Annotated in this window: 12 protein-coding genes; 3 read left to right on the top strand and 9 right to left on the bottom strand. The window is 55.0% G+C overall.

Going from position 1 to position 17,135, the window contains the following annotated elements:
• Positions 1-152: 152 nt before the first annotated feature.
• On the bottom strand, positions 153-2,876 hold the full coding sequence (ppdK, locus tag PLIM_RS12475; protein ID WP_013110677.1) for a pyruvate, phosphate dikinase: 2,724 nt from the start codon (positions 2,874-2,876) through the stop codon (positions 153-155).
• Between the two features lie 307 nt (positions 2,877-3,183).
• Positions 3,184-3,741 carry an HD domain-containing protein gene (locus PLIM_RS12470; protein WP_013110676.1) on the bottom strand — a complete coding sequence of 186 codons (558 nt, stop codon included), beginning with the start codon at positions 3,739-3,741 and terminating at the stop codon, positions 3,184-3,186.
• A 91-nt stretch (positions 3,742-3,832) separates the two neighbouring features.
• Here PLIM_RS12470 and PLIM_RS12465 point away from each other — a divergent pair, with 91 nt between their 5' ends.
• Positions 3,833-4,504, top strand: a complete 672-nt coding sequence (locus PLIM_RS12465; protein WP_013110675.1) for a DUF2306 domain-containing protein — start codon at positions 3,833-3,835, stop codon at positions 4,502-4,504.
• An 8-nt stretch (positions 4,505-4,512) separates the two neighbouring features.
• On the opposite strand, the gene PLIM_RS12460 is transcribed toward PLIM_RS12465, so the two are convergent.
• Together PLIM_RS12460 and PLIM_RS12455 are read right to left on the bottom strand one after the other, a co-directional pair.
• A complete protein-coding gene (locus PLIM_RS12460) occupies positions 4,513-5,250 on the bottom strand; it encodes a DUF1559 family PulG-like putative transporter (RefSeq protein ID WP_013110674.1) in 738 nt (245 codons plus the stop codon).
• A gap of 90 nt (positions 5,251-5,340) precedes the next feature.
• A complete protein-coding gene (locus PLIM_RS12455; RefSeq protein ID WP_013110673.1) occupies positions 5,341-6,321 on the bottom strand; it encodes an alpha/beta hydrolase family protein in 981 nt (326 codons plus the stop codon).
• Between the two features lie 575 nt (positions 6,322-6,896).
• Here PLIM_RS12455 and PLIM_RS22890 point away from each other — a divergent pair.
• A complete protein-coding gene (locus PLIM_RS22890; protein WP_013110672.1) occupies positions 6,897-9,329 on the top strand; it encodes a PAS domain-containing hybrid sensor histidine kinase/response regulator in 2,433 nt (810 codons plus the stop codon).
• 320 nt (positions 9,330-9,649) lie between these two features.
• On the opposite strand, the gene PLIM_RS12445 is transcribed toward PLIM_RS22890, so the two are convergent.
• Both PLIM_RS12445 and PLIM_RS12440 read right to left on the bottom strand, forming a co-directional pair.
• The gene (locus tag PLIM_RS12445; RefSeq protein ID WP_148227092.1) at positions 9,650-9,970 is read right to left on the bottom strand and encodes a hypothetical protein; all 321 of its coding nucleotides are present in this window, start codon (positions 9,968-9,970) and stop codon (positions 9,650-9,652) included.
• Positions 9,971-10,395: 425 nt separating this feature from the next.
• Entirely contained in the window at positions 10,396-12,606 is a 2,211-nt protein-coding gene (locus PLIM_RS12440; protein ID WP_013110670.1) for a Tex family protein, read from the bottom strand.
• 551 nt (positions 12,607-13,157) lie between these two features.
• On the opposite strand from PLIM_RS12440, the gene PLIM_RS12435 reads away from it, so the two are divergent.
• The gene (locus tag PLIM_RS12435; protein ID WP_013110669.1) at positions 13,158-13,376 is read left to right on the top strand and encodes a hypothetical protein; all 219 of its coding nucleotides are present in this window, start codon (positions 13,158-13,160) and stop codon (positions 13,374-13,376) included.
• A gap of 403 nt (positions 13,377-13,779) precedes the next feature.
• Here PLIM_RS12435 and PLIM_RS12425 read toward each other — a convergent pair whose 3' ends face one another.
• The 3 genes from PLIM_RS12425 to PLIM_RS12415 form a co-directional block, all read right to left on the bottom strand.
• The gene (locus PLIM_RS12425) at positions 13,780-14,556 is read right to left on the bottom strand and encodes a potassium channel family protein (protein WP_041401677.1); all 777 of its coding nucleotides are present in this window, start codon (positions 14,554-14,556) and stop codon (positions 13,780-13,782) included.
• 142 nt (positions 14,557-14,698) lie between these two features.
• Entirely contained in the window at positions 14,699-15,925 is a 1,227-nt protein-coding gene (locus tag PLIM_RS12420) for an FAD-dependent oxidoreductase (RefSeq protein WP_013110667.1), read from the bottom strand.
• 391 nt (positions 15,926-16,316) lie between these two features.
• Positions 16,317-16,946, bottom strand: coding sequence for an SGNH/GDSL hydrolase family protein (locus tag PLIM_RS12415; protein WP_013110666.1), 630 nt, complete (start codon positions 16,944-16,946; stop codon positions 16,317-16,319).
• Between the last annotated feature and the right edge of the window lie 189 nt (positions 16,947-17,135).

Genomic DNA, 17,135 nt, shown 5'->3' with positions numbered 1-17,135 from the left:
CATGGAGGTGCAAACGGGAAGAGATGGCTCTGGGAATACTGGCTGTAGAAAACAGCATGGCCGGTGTCAGGCGAAGCTGACACCGGCCATGAATAATTCTTGATACACAACCCGGTGAGCGAACTCATGAGTCGAGGATCTGCACCTTCCGTTTACTTGGCATCGGCCAGAGCGGCCTGTGCGGCTGCGAGGCGGGCGATGGGTACTCGGAAGGGGCTGCAGCTGACGTAGTCGAGGCCAATCTTATGGCAGAAGACGACGCTGGATGGCTCGCCGCCGTGCTCGCCGCAGATACCGATCTTGAGACCTGGGCGGCCCGAGCGACCCTTTTCGACACCCATCTTCATGAGTGTGCCGACGCCGGCCTGATCGATCATCTGGAACGGATCGTTCGGGACGATGTCGTTTTCCTTGTAGTGGTTGATGAACCCACCGTAGTCGTCGCGGCTGATGCCGAGAGTTGTCTGAGTCAGATCGTTGGTACCGAAGCTGAAGAACTCAGCGGCACCAGCAATCTGATCGGCTGTGGCACAGGCACGTGGAACTTCGACCATGGTACCGACGAGGTATTCGACGCTTTCGCCAGTTTCCGCGAAGACCTTCTCGGCCTGTTCGCGAACGACCTTTTCCTGATTCTTGAATTCAGCGACGTATCCGACGAGCGGAATCATCACTTCAGGAATCACAGTCAGGCCTTCCTTCTTCAGCTTGCAAGCGGCTTCGAAGATGGCCCGGGCCTGCATCGCGGTGATCTCTGGGTAAACAATCCCCAGGCGGCAGCCGCGGTGACCGAGCATCGGGTTCGACTCGTGCAGTTCATGCACGCGGCGAGAGATGTAATCGGCTGGAATGCCGATCTTCGCAGCCAGATCGGCCTGCGAGGCATGATCGTGTGGCAGGAACTCGTGGAGTGGTGGATCCAGGAGACGAATCGTCACTGGCAGACCATTCATGGCCTTGAAGAGGCCGTAGAAGTCTTCACGCTGGAAGGGGAGCAGCTTGGCCAGTGCCTTCTCGCGAGATGGCAGATCGCCAGCCAGAATCATTTCGCGGAATTCATCGACATGATCGAAGAACATATGCTCGGTACGGCACAGGCCGATCCCTTCGGCACCGAACGAAACAGCCTGTGTGGCCTGCTTGGGCTCGTCGGCGTTGGTGCGAACCTTGAGAGTGCGGTACTTATCAGCCCAGCTCATCAGCTTGGCAAATCGCTGATAGGTTTCCGATTCTTCGGGCTTCATCGTCTTGCTGATGAGGACCTGAATGACTTCGCTGGGCTTGGTATCGACCTTGCCTTCGAAGACTTCGCCAGTGAAACCATCAATCGAGATGAAATCCCCTTCCTTAAGGGTCTTGCCACCCACGGTGACGGTGGCCTTTTCGTAGTCGATGTTCAGCTCGGAAGCACCGACCACGCAAACCTTACCCATCTGGCGGCTGACGAGTGCGGCGTGTGAGCTGGCACCACCGAAAGCTGTCAGAATACCCTTGGCAACCTTCATCCCGCGAAGATCTTCAGGAGTGGTTTCGCGGCGAACGAGAACCAGCTCGGCCTTAGGATTCTTGAGGAAGATTGCTTCAGCATCATCAGCGTGGAAGACGATCTGTCCGAAGGCAGCGCCAGGGCCGGCATTGATCCCCTTGGTGAGGAGTTTTCCGCCTGCTTGTGCGGCCTTCTTGCCAGCGAGGTCGAAGACGGGCTGCAGCAACTGATTCAGGTCGTCTGCAGGGATACGCTTGGGCGAAATCGCTTCCTTATCGGTGATCTTGCCTTCTTCGACGAGATCGACCGCAATACGAACGGCAGCAAAACCAGTTCGCTTGGCGTTACGGGTCTGGAGCATCCAGACCTTGCCCTTCTCGACTGTGAACTCGATATCCTGAACGTCCTTGTAGTGACCTTCCAGAATCTTGCCGATGGAGTCGAGTTCTTCGAAGGCCTTGGGCATATCCTTGGCCAGAGTTTCTTCAATTCGCAGCGGGGTGCGGATACCGGCCACCACGTCTTCACCCTGAGCGTTGATCAGGTAATCACCGCAGTAGCCGGGTGTACCCAGAGCACCATCGCGGGTGAGTGCCACGCCTGTCGCGCAGTCATCGCCCAGGTTGCCGAAGACCATCGCCTGCACGTTAACAGCGGTACCCCATTCGTGAGGAATACCATAGGTGCGGCGGTAAACGATCGCTCGGTCATTCATCCAGGAGCTGAACACGGCTCCCACAGCACCCCAGACCTGCTTCTTAGGATCGGTCGGGAAGTCGAGGCCGGTCTTGGCCTTGATGGCGGCCTTGAATTCTGCCACGAGTTCCTTGAGCTGAGCGACGCTCAGTTCGTTATCGAAGTGGACGCCCGCTGCGTGTTTTTTCTTTTCGAGCAGTTCTTCGAACGGATCGATATCGGTCTTCTTTTCGGGCTTGAGACCCATGACGACGTCGCCGTACATCTGGACGAAGCGGCGGTAGCTATCCCAGGCGAAACGTTCGTTGCCGGAAGCCTTGGTGAGAGCTTCGACAGTGACGTCGTTCAAGCCGATGTTGAGCACGGTATCCATCATGCCGGGCATCGATTCGCGAGCACCGGAGCGGCAGGAAACGAGCAGGGGATCGGTGGTGTCGCCGAACTTTTTGCCCATGGCCTTTTCGACCTGAGCCATGGCGGCATCGACCTGAGCTTCGAGTTCCGGCGGATAGGTCTTTTCGTGAGCGTAATAGTAGGTGCAGACTTCAGTGCTGATGGTGAAGCCAGCAGGGACTGGAAGGCCAATGTTGGTCATTTCCGCGAGGTTGGCCCCTTTGCCACCCAGCTCGTTTTTCATTTTGGCGTTACCGTCCGCCTTGCCAGCTCCGAAGAAATAGACGTACTTCGTCGACATACCGTAATCCCTAGCCTCTCATGCGAAGGTATGGCAGCAGGCTGTGCCGCCAGCGGATCAGACCGAGAAAAACACTGTAAACCAAGGTGAGAAAGCACCCTGGAAACGAAACGACACTTCTTAGAATGTCGATTTCACGTTTGAACCGTAGCAGCCAAGGACCGGAAGTTCAACCATCCAGACGAATTGCAACGATTCGGCCTTCGCCAAACCCTCACAAACCGGCTACCCGGCGCCGATTTTTGGCTGCCGATTCGTTTTGCGAATGACTTAGTGCAACCTGTCAAAGCATTGCTTATCAAAAAACTCAGCCCCTGATTCGCCGCACATCGATACCCCAGTTTTTTTGAATTAATTCTGGAATGAATCTCATGCTGGCGCGGCCATCGGCCCAGAGGATCGTTTCTTTTAATTTGGCGTGGCTGGTGTTGAGATAGTTTGGGTGCGGGGTGATGCCGACGCGTCCGAGATCTAGACGATCAGCATCCCAGCAGGTCTGAATGGTGACGTCGGGATGGTGCTTCTCGTGGGTATGGCCACGGCAGGCGGTTTTCAGAAGTTCCAACTCGCCGGCATCAAGTTGAAACACCTGGCCTTGAAGGCCCTCGGCAAAGAGAGCTGCTCGTGGGCCGTGAGCAGGGTCGGAACATTCGTTGATCCGCTGCGAATCATGAAGCACGGCGAAGAGGGAGACGACCCGCAGGTTCGCGCCGGCGTGTCGACCGACCAATAAGCCGTTTTCCAGCACACGGGCCCAATGGATGATGCCGTGATCACCCGTCAGCGGGAGTTCGTAATCTTTGAGGACGGCTTCCAGCACGGGCTTGAGATCGAGATTCTCATGGGGATGGGGGTTTGTGGTCATGGTATGCTTTTGAGGAGTACAACATTCTGAATCGTGTGCACTGATTATCTTCTGTGCCAAATGGTCAACGCCCGGTGAGTCTATGCCGGTTATGTCAGAACCTCGACTTTACATCCTGCTGCTATTACTGCGTGCGACGGTCGTGTTGCTCATTTTGCGAGTGACGATCGGGATTGTCAGCAATTATCCCGATTACCTGCCCCCTGATTTCGACGCCGAGTTTTTGCGGAATCGAGAGGGGTACTTTTTTGGAGTCTATGCCTGGGCTTTTTATACCCATATTGTGAGTGGGCCATTAGCGATTGTGTTCGGGCTGGTACTGCTCAGTGGGAAGATCCGCAGCCGGTGGCCTGTGTTTCATCGCTGGCTGGGCCGAGTGCAGGTCTTGATGGTGGTGGGAGTGCTGACGCCGAGCGGCCTGGTGATGTCGTACTGGGCGGCCTCCGGGCCGATCGGCGGGTTTTCGCTGGCGACACTGTCGATCCTGACGAGCCTTTGCATCCTCCAGGGCTGGCGAGCGGCTGTGCGGCGGCAATACGCTCGGCACCGCCGGTGGATGGAACGCACGATGATCCTGCTCTGCTCGGCGATTACTTTGAGGCTGATTGTGGGGACAGCGCTGGTGACTCACGCGCAAATTTCGTGGATCGATCCCGAGATGTTTGATCCGGTGGCCAACTGGCTCAGTTGGGTGGTGCCACTTTTGATTTACGAGAGCTGGTCTCGAAACTGGCGGCAGAAGGGGGCTTTCCCGCAACACTGAAGGCGATGCTAAAAGTCGTCCTTCAAGAGTGGGGCGTCGATGGAGAGGAGGCTTTTGAGTGTTTCCTGGGGGAGATCTTTGCTCACGAAATAGACACGCTCATTAGCCAGCAGTGAATTGAATCCACCAGTGTGGACGGTTTTTCTATCGGCCGGAGGTGTGAGGAGTTCGGCGGCTGTGCCATCTTCGGGAGACATCCAGTGAACCGCCCGTTGGTCGTCCCGCTCGAAAATCGCGATCAGTTGAAAGGTCTTATCGGGTGGAAACTCAGAGAGTTTCCGGGGATGGTTGGGTGAAAAGAAGTTCTGTTCTCCCACAACACCCACATAGGTTGTCATGCCCGCAGGGAGCATACTGCTTCGGCACCTGTAGCAGGCCAATGCGGTTTCTTTCGCGTGAGCATTGGCGGGATCATCCCATGGTTTCGAGAGATCAATGGAGTCGTAGAGGGCTGCCTGATCGAGATAAGGCAAGATCAGCGTGCGCCAGCTATGGAGAGGTTTTCCTGCTGCATCGACTGTAAATGCCGGTGGGAAGACGCCGTGCTGATCGTGATAGTTATGTAATGCCAGGCCAATCTGTTTGAGATTGTTGCGGCATTGCGTTCGCCTTGCAGCTTCTCGCCCTCGCCTTGTGGCGGGCATGAGAAACAGCACCAGTGCTACGATTACGCCGAGGGCGACGATCAGTTCCAGGGCAGTGAAGCCACGTCGAGTGCTGCGTTGATCAAGTGATGTGCTCTTCATCGTGTCGCTCCCGTGGCCTGTGCGAGAATTCACTCTCTCGATCATGCTCGATATCGGGGAAGCGTGCCAGCACATTTTTACGAACGGCGGCTATTGCTTCAGCCAGCTTTTCTTAACGAATTCGACGATAGGTGTGGAATCGGTCAGTCCGTGGGGGTGATGTTTGACGCCGGGCTTGGGAATGAGGGTGATCTCGCCACCCAGGGCCTTGTACCTGGTGGCGAGTACTCCCGTGTTTTCATCCCAGGGTACGACTTCGTCGGCATCGCCATAGACATGGAGCAGGGGGATGTTTGCCTTGGCCAGGGGTTCGAGTTGATCGATCGGGCTTAAGCCGGCTTTGGCGATCTCGGCATCGCTGGCGATCCCGGCTATTTCCTTGAGTGCTTTCCAATTGGGAGCGCTGCCTGGCCCTTTGTATTGGGCGTTGACAGGTTGACCAGCGGGCCAGCTCAGGATATCACACACCGGGGCGTCGCCGTAAATGCAGCAGACTTTGTCGGGATGCCGGGAGGCCCAGTTGTAAACGTATAAGCCACCCCGGCTGATGCCGACGAGTGCGGGTTGCTGGTCAAAGCCATAGTCGCGCGTGAGACGGTCATAGAATTCTTCCCACGCTTTCATGGCGGGGGCTAATCCGAACTGATTGGGAGTGGGTAAATAGACAATGGCGAACCCTTCCCGCAGCATGCGGGTTTCAAAGTCATTGAGCACATGGGGGAACTCGCCAATCCAGACCCAGGGCTTGCCGCGGCCTTCGGGAATGTTGTGTGCCATCTTGGGCATGACAATCATGGCCTGTCTGCCACCACTTTCGAGCTGATGGACGGGAAAGCCCTGCCATTGGGCGAGGCTGGGTGGTAGCTCCTTCAGCTTCGAAGAGATTTCCGAGAGGGAGAAGACTTCGGTGGCGTTTGCCGTCTGTTCCAGGGGTGGATCGGAGGCCTGACAGGCAGCGGAATTCCCATCACATACCATGAAGGCCAGAGAACCTAGAAGCCATGTCATTCGGGCGTGTTTGAGGAGTCGGTGAATGGCTGCGGCACATTCGGAGAGCTGTTTTGGCTGCATGATGTGAATCTCTCTTTGCAGAGGTGAGTTTGGTACGCTTTCCAGAGATCAACGGCGAGATGAGAGATACCGACAAACAGGCTTGCTGTCTTTTGTGACAAATTTGTGTGAGCACTGATTTCAATGTGTGGCTGAAGACTGGTCAGACGTCGTGGTTTGTCCACAGGTGACGGACGCTGATTGTGTATGGCGAATATGCTGTCACGTCGGCAAAACATATCGCGGAAGCGTTTGAGCTGGCAACACTTTGTGGCCGGGAGGCGGAGTAGGAGATCTGAATCCGGCCATTCGGTGGTACACCACAATGTGATGTTGAGGAGTGGAAAGACCACGCCCTTTCGCAAAGCCTTCAGGGTCGTGCCACCCAAGGCTGTGCCACCCGTTGAATGCTTGATTATGTTCTGACTCTTTCGCCAATGCCACCTTTTCCAAGTGTAGCGTGAGTGGAAACACTGTTCGGGCTGATGATGAGAGTGGTGAACTGATTCAGGAAGTCTGTCAGTGGCGAAGAATTTCATAAGGGCTATGCCGAAATCGACTGAATTCTTTGCGTAACAATTTCCTGGAGCCGTACGGTGCCGCCTAGTCCGCCAGACAACCCTCGAGTTTCGAGGTGTGCCCGCGATCCGCGCTGGATTGCGGGAGCCGTCGCTCTCTCGTTTCTCGGCCTGATTCTCTGGGATCGATCCTGCTCGCTCAATTCTGAACGCGATTCTCTGCTTCCCTCATCGAGCGTGAACCCTAGCGACTCGCCGCCACTGGCATCGTGTCCGAAATTTATCCAGACGGCTCATCTGGCCAGTACCCATGAGATGTGCCCGCTTCCGGCCTCTGCTTTCGGTGTGCCGGTTTCTGCGATATCGCCGGTCAATCGACTCGATCATGCACCGTCGCGGACTGGTGCATCGATTGTCGATTTCTTCACTGGTGGCGGCTATTACATGCCCCGCACACATTGTCTGCTCACATCTGAGGGGACAAGTGATTGGCCGTGGATCATCGCGCTGCTGGTGCTGAATGCCGCGGTGATTGTGGCCTATCTACGAATTTTTATTTTCTGGATGAGATCGTACTTCGACGAGCGGGCTGAGGATCGCAATCAGCAGTTGTTCGATCTGGCCGCGATTTTTCTCTTCTGCGCGATCTGCGGCTATGCCATGTCGATGCTGATGTTTGTGTGGCCCGCCTACCGGCTGCTGGCATTCTTCCTTTTGGCACTCAATATCTTTTCCTGGCGATTCTGTACCAATCTCGCATCGTTCGGGAAGGTGTTTGCATCGAAGAGGTTGGAGCGCCAGTTGCGTGAGGCGGTTGAGTCGAGGGCCGTCGAACTGGAGCGGCAGGTGAGGAACCGCACCTCCGAGGTGAACCGTCTAGCGGAGATCGCCCGCCGCACAGCGAATGGTGTGGTGATCACCGATCGCAAGGGCCGTGTCGAATGGATCAATGAAGGGTTCACCCGTATCTGCGGTTATACGATTGAAGACCTTCGCGGGAAGAAACCGGGAGACGTTCTGCAAGGTCCCAATACCAACCCCATGGCGATCCAACGAATTGGTGATGCGATCCGCCAGGGGCTTCCCGTCACGGAAGAAGTCGTGAACTACTCCAAGAACGGGCGAGAATACTATATTCGCATTGAAATCGATCCACTGCGTGATGAACGTGGCGAGATCTCGGGTTTTATGGCGATTGAAAGTGATATCACTGAGCAGCATCAACATCAGGAGGAACTCAAACGCCACGCTGAGGAAATGGAGCGTCTCAGGAATGCCGCCGAATCGGCCAACCGTGCCAAGACCGATTTTCTCGCGAATATGAGTCATGAAATCCGCACGCCGATGACCGCGATTCTGGGCTATACGGAACTCCTGGCCGAGAATAGTGATCCGGCCGGGACGACTTCGGCTGAGCGTATCGAGTGCATTGAGACGATTCGCCGCAACGGAGACCATCTTCTGGAGATCATTAACGATATCCTCGATCTCTCGAAGATCGAAGCTGGCATGATGACTGTCGAGAAGATTCCCACGGATCTCGCGTATCTAGTTAAAGATGTCGAATCCCTGATGCAGTTCAAGGCGACTCGCAAGGGGATCAATCTCCGTTTGAACCTTGTGGAACCACTGCCCACGATCATCCATACGGATCCTGTGCGGCTGAAGCAGATTCTCGTGAATCTGCTGGGGAATGCCATCAAGTTTACCGAGCATGGCGAAGTCTCGATGAAGGTGCATACCGATGCGAATACCTTTCCGGGCTTAATCGTGATCGATGTTGTTGATACTGGTATCGGGATGACTCCGCAGCAGATGAGTCAACTCTTCGGCGCTTTTGTGCAGGCCGATACCAGCACCACGCGCAAGTTTGGCGGCACTGGTCTTGGACTGCGCATCAGCAAAAGTCTGGCTCAACTTCTGGGTGGAAACATCACGATCAGCAGCGAGCCAGGAAAGGGGAGTGTCTTTCAACTCACTATTTCAACGGGGCTGGCTGAAGCGCCACATGAAGTCGTCACAGAGGTCAAGCCCGAGAGTTCCACGAAACGACTGGTGAAAGAAGAGTTGGCAGTGGAGATTGTCAAACAGCTCCCGCTGGATGGCTTGAACATCGCTCTCGTTGAGGATGGATTGGATAATCAGCGACTCATTGCTTTTCATCTTCGTAAGGCGGGCGCAGATGTCGCGGTGTTTGACAACGGGAAACTGGCACTCGAAGCGATGACATCCGACGGAACGATTCAAGGTTCTCTGAAGAATGTCGGTCTGTTTGATCTCATTGTGACCGATATGCAGATGCCTGAAATGGATGGCTATACCCTGGCACGCTCATTGCGGACGAAAGGATTCACTCACCCCATTATTGCCTTAACGGCGCATGCTATGGAATGGGACAAGAAACGCTGCCTCGATTCAGGATGTGACTACTATATTTCCAAGCCGGTGGATCGTGCGGCACTGATTGATACTTGCCGTAATGCGGTAGCGGCATCGATCAATACAAATTGATACGAATTCCAGCTACAAGCAGCGGTCATCGGCAAAAACTGGGGGTTCGCGAAGACGCTCAACCCCAGCCACCCGGTCGAAGATCGCTGGGGGGTTCGAAGACTCAACCCCAGCCACCCGGTCGAAGATCGCTGGGGGTTAGAAGACTCAACCCCAGCCACCCAATGCGCACTCGTTATTGGAATCCATATAGAAAAATGGGCCTATTTGGAGGTGAGATCACCGCGTTTTCTTTATTCAAAAAGGAAAAAACCGCCGAATGGAAGAACTTGAAAAAGTTACTTTCCATCCGGCGGATATCGTTATATGAGTTGGTTCGCTTATGGCTTCATTTCTTCGAGTTGATCGGCTTTCTTTTCGCCAGCCTTCTCGACGGCATCGGCCTTCCGCTCACCAATCTTCTCAATGTAGTCAGCCGTGTCTTCCGCGACGCCGGACTTTGATTCACCCGTAATGGTCTTTCCCGTCTGATTGCGAATCGCTTCGGCTGCGCTATTCGCTTCGTTACGGCTATCATTGGACACACGCTTTGTTTCGTGCCGGATCATATCAGCCTGCGGCTGCATCGGGCTTTCGCTGCATCCCACCAAGCCGGCAATCAACGTCATCGCCACGGCACCGCTCATTAAACTCTTCATCATGTTTCTCCTCAAAAGGGTCGTGCGAATTCAGCAGTCATGAAGCAAATCTCGGTGGGGCGACCTTGAAAAGCCTCGCTAAAATTCGGGGATAGCGTGCAAGCCTGAGATCTAATACGTTTCCCAGGAAATCACAGCGCGTTGTTGGTTGTGAAAACATGCTTGCCCAGAGCTGCAAGCATGGCACAAAGATCGCCCTTATTTTATGGAAAGCGTATCAATCACCCGTTCATCCCCGACTGACGTGGATGTAACATTAAGCAAGTGGTGTGCCGACTTCGTTTCGCTCAGGTTTCAGCGAGTGATCACGGAAAATCGACAAAAGAATGGTCGTTCAGCGATCACATCGACTCCTGGCAACACGCAGAAGTGAGCGATTGAACCTTCGGCTCTCGTGGCTTACGGCCTAAATTCGCTCAGGGCGATCGTTACAGAGAGGGTTGAGGTCGTATCAGGCTCAATCCGACCCGTCGACGTTCCTTGTCAATGTCCGCGACCCAGACGGTGACGCGGTCTCCCACCGAGACAATTTCGTGCGGGTTGCGAATGAACTGATTCGACATTTTGGAAACGTGGATCAGAGCGCTGTCCTTTAAGCCAATGTCAACAAATGCACCAAAGTCGACCACATTGAGGATGGTCCCTTCCAGTTCGACACCTTCCGCGAGGTCTTCAAATCGCAGAATGTCCTGCCTGAAGACCGGCTTGGGCAGGTCGAGGCGCGGATCGCGCCCGGGCCTTAGCAGCGAGTCGAGGATATCGCGCAAAGTTTCCATGCCGACATGCACATCGCTGGCCAGACGTTCCAGTTCGGTGGGTTGCTGTTTGATCTGTTCGGCCTGCTGCAGCAACTGGCTCCGCCATAGATTGGTGGAGTTTTCGCCGGTTAATTCGACGAGTGGAACCTGCAGCTTTTCCAGCAGGGTTTTGGTGGCTGGGTAGCTCTCCGGGTGAATCCACGTGCCGTCCAGTGGTTCACTCCCGGCGACTTTCAAAAAGCCCGCTGCCTGAGTGAAGATCGTGGGGCCGATCCCCTGGACTTCGAGCAGTTCGGCCCGATTTCGAAATGGCCCACGAACTTTGCGTCGATCGACAATTCGCTTGGCGAGGAGTTGATTCAGCCCCGAGACATACCGCAGTAACGAGGCACTCGCCGTATTGAGATCGACACCTACATAGTTCACACACGATTCAACCACACCATCGAGAGCCGACTTCAATTGTTTGGGCGGAATGTCGTGCTGATACATGCCGACACCTAAGTGTTGAGGTTCGATCTTGACGAGTTCACTGAGGGGATCCAGCAAGCGGCGGGCAATGGAAATTGTCCCTCGAGCGGTGGCATCCAGCTCGGGGAATTCTTCGCGGGCAATGGTGCTGGCGGAGTAAATGCTCGCCCCGGCCTCATTGACGATAATGTAATGCACATCGGGCAGTTCATCGCGAATAGCCTGTGCCACGAGTTCTTCCGTTTCGCGGCAGGCCGTTCCGTTGCCAATCGCGATGGTTTTGATGCCATGCTCGCGAACCAGCTGGACAATCTTGTTGCGTGCCTCGAGTTGCCGGTCGGCATTGCCGGTGATGTAGACCACATCGAGTGCGAGGACATCGCCGGTTTCGTTCAGCACAGCCAGCTTGCAACCCGTTCGTAAACCAGGATCGATGGCCAGCACCCGCTGGGGTGATAACGGAGGTTGGAGCAAAAGGTTGCGAAGATTTCTGGCGAAGACATCAATCGCGTGTTTCTCGGCTTTGAGTGTGACGTCTTTGCGTAGTTCCCGGTCGAGCGAAGGGAGCAGATGCCGTTCGAGTGCTTCTGCAATCGCCTCGTTCATGAACTGGTTGTAGCAGCGGGCATCGACATTCAGAATTTTGCCAGTGACAAACTGTGCGCGATGTTTATCCCACGAAACCTTGATGCGCAAAACCTCTTCGCGCTCACCTCGATTGAGTGCGAGCAGCCGATGAGGAGGGATTTTCATGATCATGTCGGAGAAGTCGAGGTAGTCGCGGTACTCGGCCTGCATCTGGGGTGTCGCTTTTTCGATCCCCGTGGATTGCAGTCGACCTGTCTGACGGAGAACCTGTCGGCACGCCTCGCGAACTGCTGAGTTCTCACTGATCCACTCGACGATGATATCCTGAGCACCACTCAAAACTTCTTCGACGCTGTTCAACCCCTGTTCGGTGGAGATGAAACTCTTCGCGGCCTGCTGCAAATCTCCCAATGTCCGATCATCATGCAGAATGCGTGTGGCCAGCGGTTCCAGCCCACGTTGCCTGGCAATTGTGGCCCGGGTTTTTCGCTTGGGGCGAAATGGAAGGTAGAGGTCTTCGAGTTGTTTGAGTGATGTCGCCCCGCGAATGGAGGCTTCCAGTTCTGGCGTGAGCTGCTGTTGCTGCTGAAGCAAGCGGGTAATGGCCGATGCCCGTTCTTCCAGTTGACGCCCGGACGTGAGCTCTTCGCTGATAAGCCGCAGTTTCTCTTCATCGAGATTGCCGGTGGCTTCTTTGCGATACCTGGTGATGAACGGGATCGTGTTCCCTTCATCGAGCAAACGAACGGCTGCTTCGACCTGGGCAGGTCGAAGTTGCAGAGCTTGAGCGATTCGATCCGTTAATGGTGCGGGAGACGGCATCCGTGATGTCTCGATGGATCAGGAAAGTGGTATCAGAAAATTGGAAAGTCGGTCTCTCATGAAACAAATCAACGATTGGCCTGGGCAAACTTTGCACACGCTTGCGTGTCCACACATCGTGGCGTGTGAACAACTTAAGTGCCAGTGCGTGCCATGGTCTGTCGAAACAGTACCGACAATAGCGATTCTTTCAATTGTTCTCATCGGTCTGGCTGCGAATTGTGATCTTCGGCTGCAATTGCCGATCGTGGTGCAGTCACTGGAGAGTGATTGCCGATTCTGCCTGAACAACTGGCCTAACGCTAAATCCATGGGACGGATTAGCGTAAGCCTCATGTCAGGCATCGCTGGAAGAGCATGCTTGCCATGATTAACTGACGCTTGCGGCTTGATCCCACTTTTCGGAACAAATTGATTGATTTCGGCGGCTCTCGCCGGTCGATCACATGAAACAGCTCAGATGGAAGATTGAACTTCGGGTTCGATTTCGATGCGAGTTGTAACCGGGAGTGGTTACTGGAAATCAGGTCGCTGCCTTTCAAGGAGGAATCATGCGACACCGACTTCGACTTTATACGGGTGATGACAGCGAGTGCCTGGCTCAGGATAACCGAGTCCCTGTCCGGCTGAGCGAAATCCGTCGTGCTCTGGCTGATGCGTCACGATTTAATCGTGCGTGGCTCAACGACTTCGAAGACGAAGAAGTGGCCATTTCCCCAGACCTGTACGACGTGCTGTCGGCATATCTTCACATGCGTCCGGGTGCCTGAGCTGCCTTCGCGGTTCAACCTGATTCTGGCCGTCGAAGCGCTGAATCGACTTCAACAGTTGGCCCTTGCTCCCGTTCTGATGGGAGCGGGGGACGTTGAGTTTCGCCAATCTCAATGGCGGCTGGGTTGGAGATCGATGAGATGGTTGGGGGTTAAACATCTTCGTTTGCCCCCAGATCATTAAACTTTGTGCGTCTGTGGCGAACTTTCTCAACGGTCATGAAGCATGTGTTCAGATGCATTTGCGCTGGTGAAGCCGAATGACCAGGGGGCGGATGAAGACATCCGACCCCTGCCACCCGAAGCGAAGACATGCTTGCCCAGTATTAACACTGGCAGGCTGCAAGCATGGCACACAGATCGCTTTTTTTTCATGGAAAGCGTTTGACTCATTTCGTGGGATTTACTCTGCGTCTGGATGTGCGGGTGCTGTCTTCGGCTCATGCGGCGGTAAGGTCGAATAGACGGAAACCAGCCGCGACACGAGAATCGCCATGTAGAAGACGCCCGTAATCGCTTCGATCATGGCCAGCATGCGTGCCAGTGGTGAGATGGGAATAATATCGCCATAGCCGGCTGTTGTCAGAGTGATGAAGCTGAAGTAGAGGGCATTGAACGCATGCATCCGGTGGTCGGGTTCGCTCGGTGTGCTGAACTGAAAGGCGACGCCACTGATCGCCAGATCATCTGCGAGCATGTAGAGCGGGATCCAGGCCATGCCGAGCATGAGATAGCCACAAATGGCTGCGCAGACGACGCGCTGGTCGACCTGAGGTGCTCTCACGATGTACTTCAGCAATTGGGCAATCACGTACAGAAAGAAAATCGTGGTCGTGACCAGATGAATTTCCGGGCCGAGGAGTCGGGGCGAAAAGTGATTGATCCACTTCATAGCCAGCGTCGGGATGGCCAGTGATAAGGCCACAATCAATGCCGATTTCTTTTCGGAGACGGCAATGATGGCCATGGTCATCACGAGTGTGATGAGTACGGATTCAATCAGATCTTTCTGTGGCATGCGTTCGAGAAATGGCGCTGCCAGAAAGAGCAGTATGAGCGAGCCCAGCAGTTCGAAAGTCGAATAACGAATCGGCAAAGCTCTGGGTTTCGATGGGGAGCCTGAATTTTGCCTTGCAGGACTGGCTGCGAGAACTTCAGGGGGATGGGAGGTTGTGCTCATCGGCCGATCTATCAAAGAGTTTCCTGTTTGTGTGGCCATGGCCCATGCTCTGCTGCTGGTCGATCTAACTCACGATTGGCAGATCATTAAGGCGTGACCTGCGACTCATGTCGAACCTCGGGGTTGATCGTGAAGCTCGGCTTCATGAGTGGTATTCGGCAGTTTCGATGTGTTCTGGCAAGGGGCCCAGGCCGATCATGCGGGCCATGCGTCGGCGCACGGGATTCGCCATGAAGAAGATCATCCAGCGGAAGATCCACATGCCCACCCCTTTGGCGCGAAAACCTTCATTGGGGTTGAAGATTTTCGCATGAGCGAAAGCCTGGATTTTCTGGATAAACTTCACGGGCTTCTCACGGCGCAGTTGCACCAGATGCAGATCGTCCAGTGTCACTTTCCCTTCGCGGAGCTTTTCTCCCAGCAGGTTTGATGTCGCCACGGCATCCTGAATGGCCATGTTCACACCGACGCCACCGGCTGGCGACATGGCGTGGGCGGAATCTCCAATACAAAGGAAGCCAGGTCTGGCCCACTCATCGAGCCGATTGATCTGGACGGAGAGCAGTTTGACCTGATCCCAGCTCTTGATCGATCTCGTGGCTTCTTCCAGAAATGGGGCCAGTTGCACCACCTTCTCGCGGAAAGCTTCCAGGCCATCGGCCTGAATCTGGTTCAGCTTGCCTTTACCAATCACTGTGCCGCACTGGAAGTAATCTCCACGATCAATCGTGACCATCATCTGGCCGTTGCCCACTCGACCGAGGACATGGCCTTGCGGGTCCTCCATGGTTTTAGGCAGGTGGTACCACAAGACGTCGATGGGGACACCGATTTCCTGCACGCTCAAGTCGGCCTGGGTACGTAATCGCGAGCCGCGACCATCGGCAGCGACTACGAGATCGGCACGGATTTCATACTCTTCGCCGTCGTGGATCGCTTTCACTCCCACGATCTCCCCATTCTCGAACACCAGGTCTTTCGCTTCGGTGTTCATCATCAGTTGGAAGGTCTCAAATTTCGAGGCGTATTCGGCCAGGAAGTTGAGAAAATCCCACTGGGGAGCAATTGCCATGAACTTACAATGTGTCGGCAAGGTGGTGAAATCAGGCCCATCAAAGACGTGGCCATCGAGTACCACCTTGAGACTCGGGTACTCCTGGTGAGGAACCTGGGAGCGGAACGCATCCAGTTGCCCCAGTTCGTAGAGGAGTTCGAGAGTGGAAGGATGGATGGTATCTCCCCGGAAATCCCGGAAGAAATCGCCATGCTTTTCCAGCACGATGACTTTGACTCCTGAGCGTGCCAGCAGGCAGCCCAGCATCAGGCCGGCCGGCCCGCCACCCACCACGCAGCATTGCGTCTGAATCATCTTCGTCCTCTTCCAGCTTGGCGATTGGGGTGGGCAACCCACTGTTTCCGGGCGCGGCGATCAGTCAACCTGTAGGGCAGGCTCCCGCCTGCCGATGCCGCAAAATGGGCATATCACGTCCATCGACCATCACAGTGCACGCGCATGCACGAACTTCGTGATGTGTGCAAGCATGGTGTATTCCGAAGACTCCATGCAGCGTGGATTCAAGACGACACCATCGGCAGGCGGGAGCCTGCCCTACGGAGTTGGAAGAGTCGGCTCTACCGTTGGAATCAGCCTGTTGAGAAACGTCGGCAAGGCCGGTGCATTCCGAGGATTCTTTCACCCAAGACTTGGGGGCCGAAAGTGGCAGGCGGGAGCCTGCCCTACGGAACTTTTTAAGGTAAATCTAGGAGTAAATCACGGTTCTACCCAGTGAGAAATCATGGCTGCGTAGAATCAAAGCGATCGCACGGGCAATTTTTGATCCTCCGATCTCTGATGGTTCGATCGGGGAGATGGAAGAGTAGTCACGATCTTCGTCGCAGATCAGCCGCAGGTCGAGCACTGGAAATCCCGCCAAGACCGCCTCGCGAACGATGATATCGTTGAACAGAGACAATCCCATCCGATCCGTGTCCGGCAAACCCGGGATGGCGTCATAGATCGTGCAGACGACAATGTTCGAAATGCGGTGAGCCAGCAGACGAAGTAGCTGGCGGTATTCCGATTGAAACTGTCGCTGCATTTCCGCCAGGTCATCAAGGAGTGCTGGCAGATCCGCTCCGCTGGCACGGAAGAGTGGGGCACTTTCGAGAGCGTTGTTGCCTCCGGCACTGAGTACCAGATGGGTAGTCCCATCAGGAATGGCTTGCAATTGCCGGGGAACATTCTCCACGACGGCTCCATCGCGGGCGAGAAGTGTGGCCTGCCAGTCTGTCGGCGACCTTTTCCGTAAGTGCTCAATCACCGGCGAACCTTCGGCCACGTAAGCCGCATTATCGAAAATCGAATCGCCAAGCAGCACGGCATGGGGCATGAGAGAGGCTCGCGAATTTTGGCTCAACTTCAGGGAACATTCCAAAAATCGATAACGAGTTGCTATGTATTTTCCAAGGCACCATCTTTGGCTGATCAACGCAAGGATGGTGCATTCCGAGGACTCCTTGCACCCTACGTTTGGACGGTCGTCATCGGCAGGCGGGAGCCTGCCCTACGGAACTGCGCG

Origin of the sequence: Planctopirus limnophila DSM 3776, assembly GCF_000092105.1 — a bacterium.
Taxonomy (GTDB): Bacteria; Planctomycetota; Planctomycetia; order Planctomycetales; family Planctomycetaceae; genus Planctopirus; species Planctopirus limnophila.
This window is presented reverse-complemented; position numbering and strand designations above follow the sequence as displayed.

What these genes read in the sequence shown, in the direction of transcription:
- PLIM_RS12440 (WP_013110670.1), bottom strand. Translation starts at nt 12,606, where the DNA reads ATGCCGTCTCCCGCACCATTAACGGATCGAATCGCTCAAGCTCTGCAA.
- PLIM_RS12470 (WP_013110676.1), bottom strand. Translation starts at nt 3,741, where the DNA reads ATGACCACAAACCCCCATCCCCATGAGAATCTCGATCTCAAGCCCGTG.
- PLIM_RS12415 (WP_013110666.1), bottom strand. Translation starts at nt 16,946, where the DNA reads ATGCCCCATGCCGTGCTGCTTGGCGATTCGATTTTCGATAATGCGGCT.
- PLIM_RS12425 (WP_041401677.1), bottom strand. Translation starts at nt 14,556, where the DNA reads ATGAGCACAACCTCCCATCCCCCTGAAGTTCTCGCAGCCAGTCCTGCA.
- PLIM_RS12465 (WP_013110675.1), top strand. Translation starts at nt 3,833, where the DNA reads ATGTCAGAACCTCGACTTTACATCCTGCTGCTATTACTGCGTGCGACG.
- PLIM_RS12460 (WP_013110674.1), bottom strand. Translation starts at nt 5,250, where the DNA reads ATGAAGAGCACATCACTTGATCAACGCAGCACTCGACGTGGCTTCACT.
- PLIM_RS12420 (WP_013110667.1), bottom strand. Translation starts at nt 15,925, where the DNA reads ATGATTCAGACGCAATGCTGCGTGGTGGGTGGCGGGCCGGCCGGCCTG.
- PLIM_RS12455 (WP_013110673.1), bottom strand. Translation starts at nt 6,321, where the DNA reads ATGCAGCCAAAACAGCTCTCCGAATGTGCCGCAGCCATTCACCGACTC.
- PLIM_RS12435 (WP_013110669.1), top strand. Translation starts at nt 13,158, where the DNA reads ATGCGACACCGACTTCGACTTTATACGGGTGATGACAGCGAGTGCCTG.
- ppdK (WP_013110677.1), bottom strand. Translation starts at nt 2,876, where the DNA reads ATGTCGACGAAGTACGTCTATTTCTTCGGAGCTGGCAAGGCGGACGGT.
- PLIM_RS12445 (WP_148227092.1), bottom strand. Translation starts at nt 9,970, where the DNA reads ATGATGAAGAGTTTAATGAGCGGTGCCGTGGCGATGACGTTGATTGCC.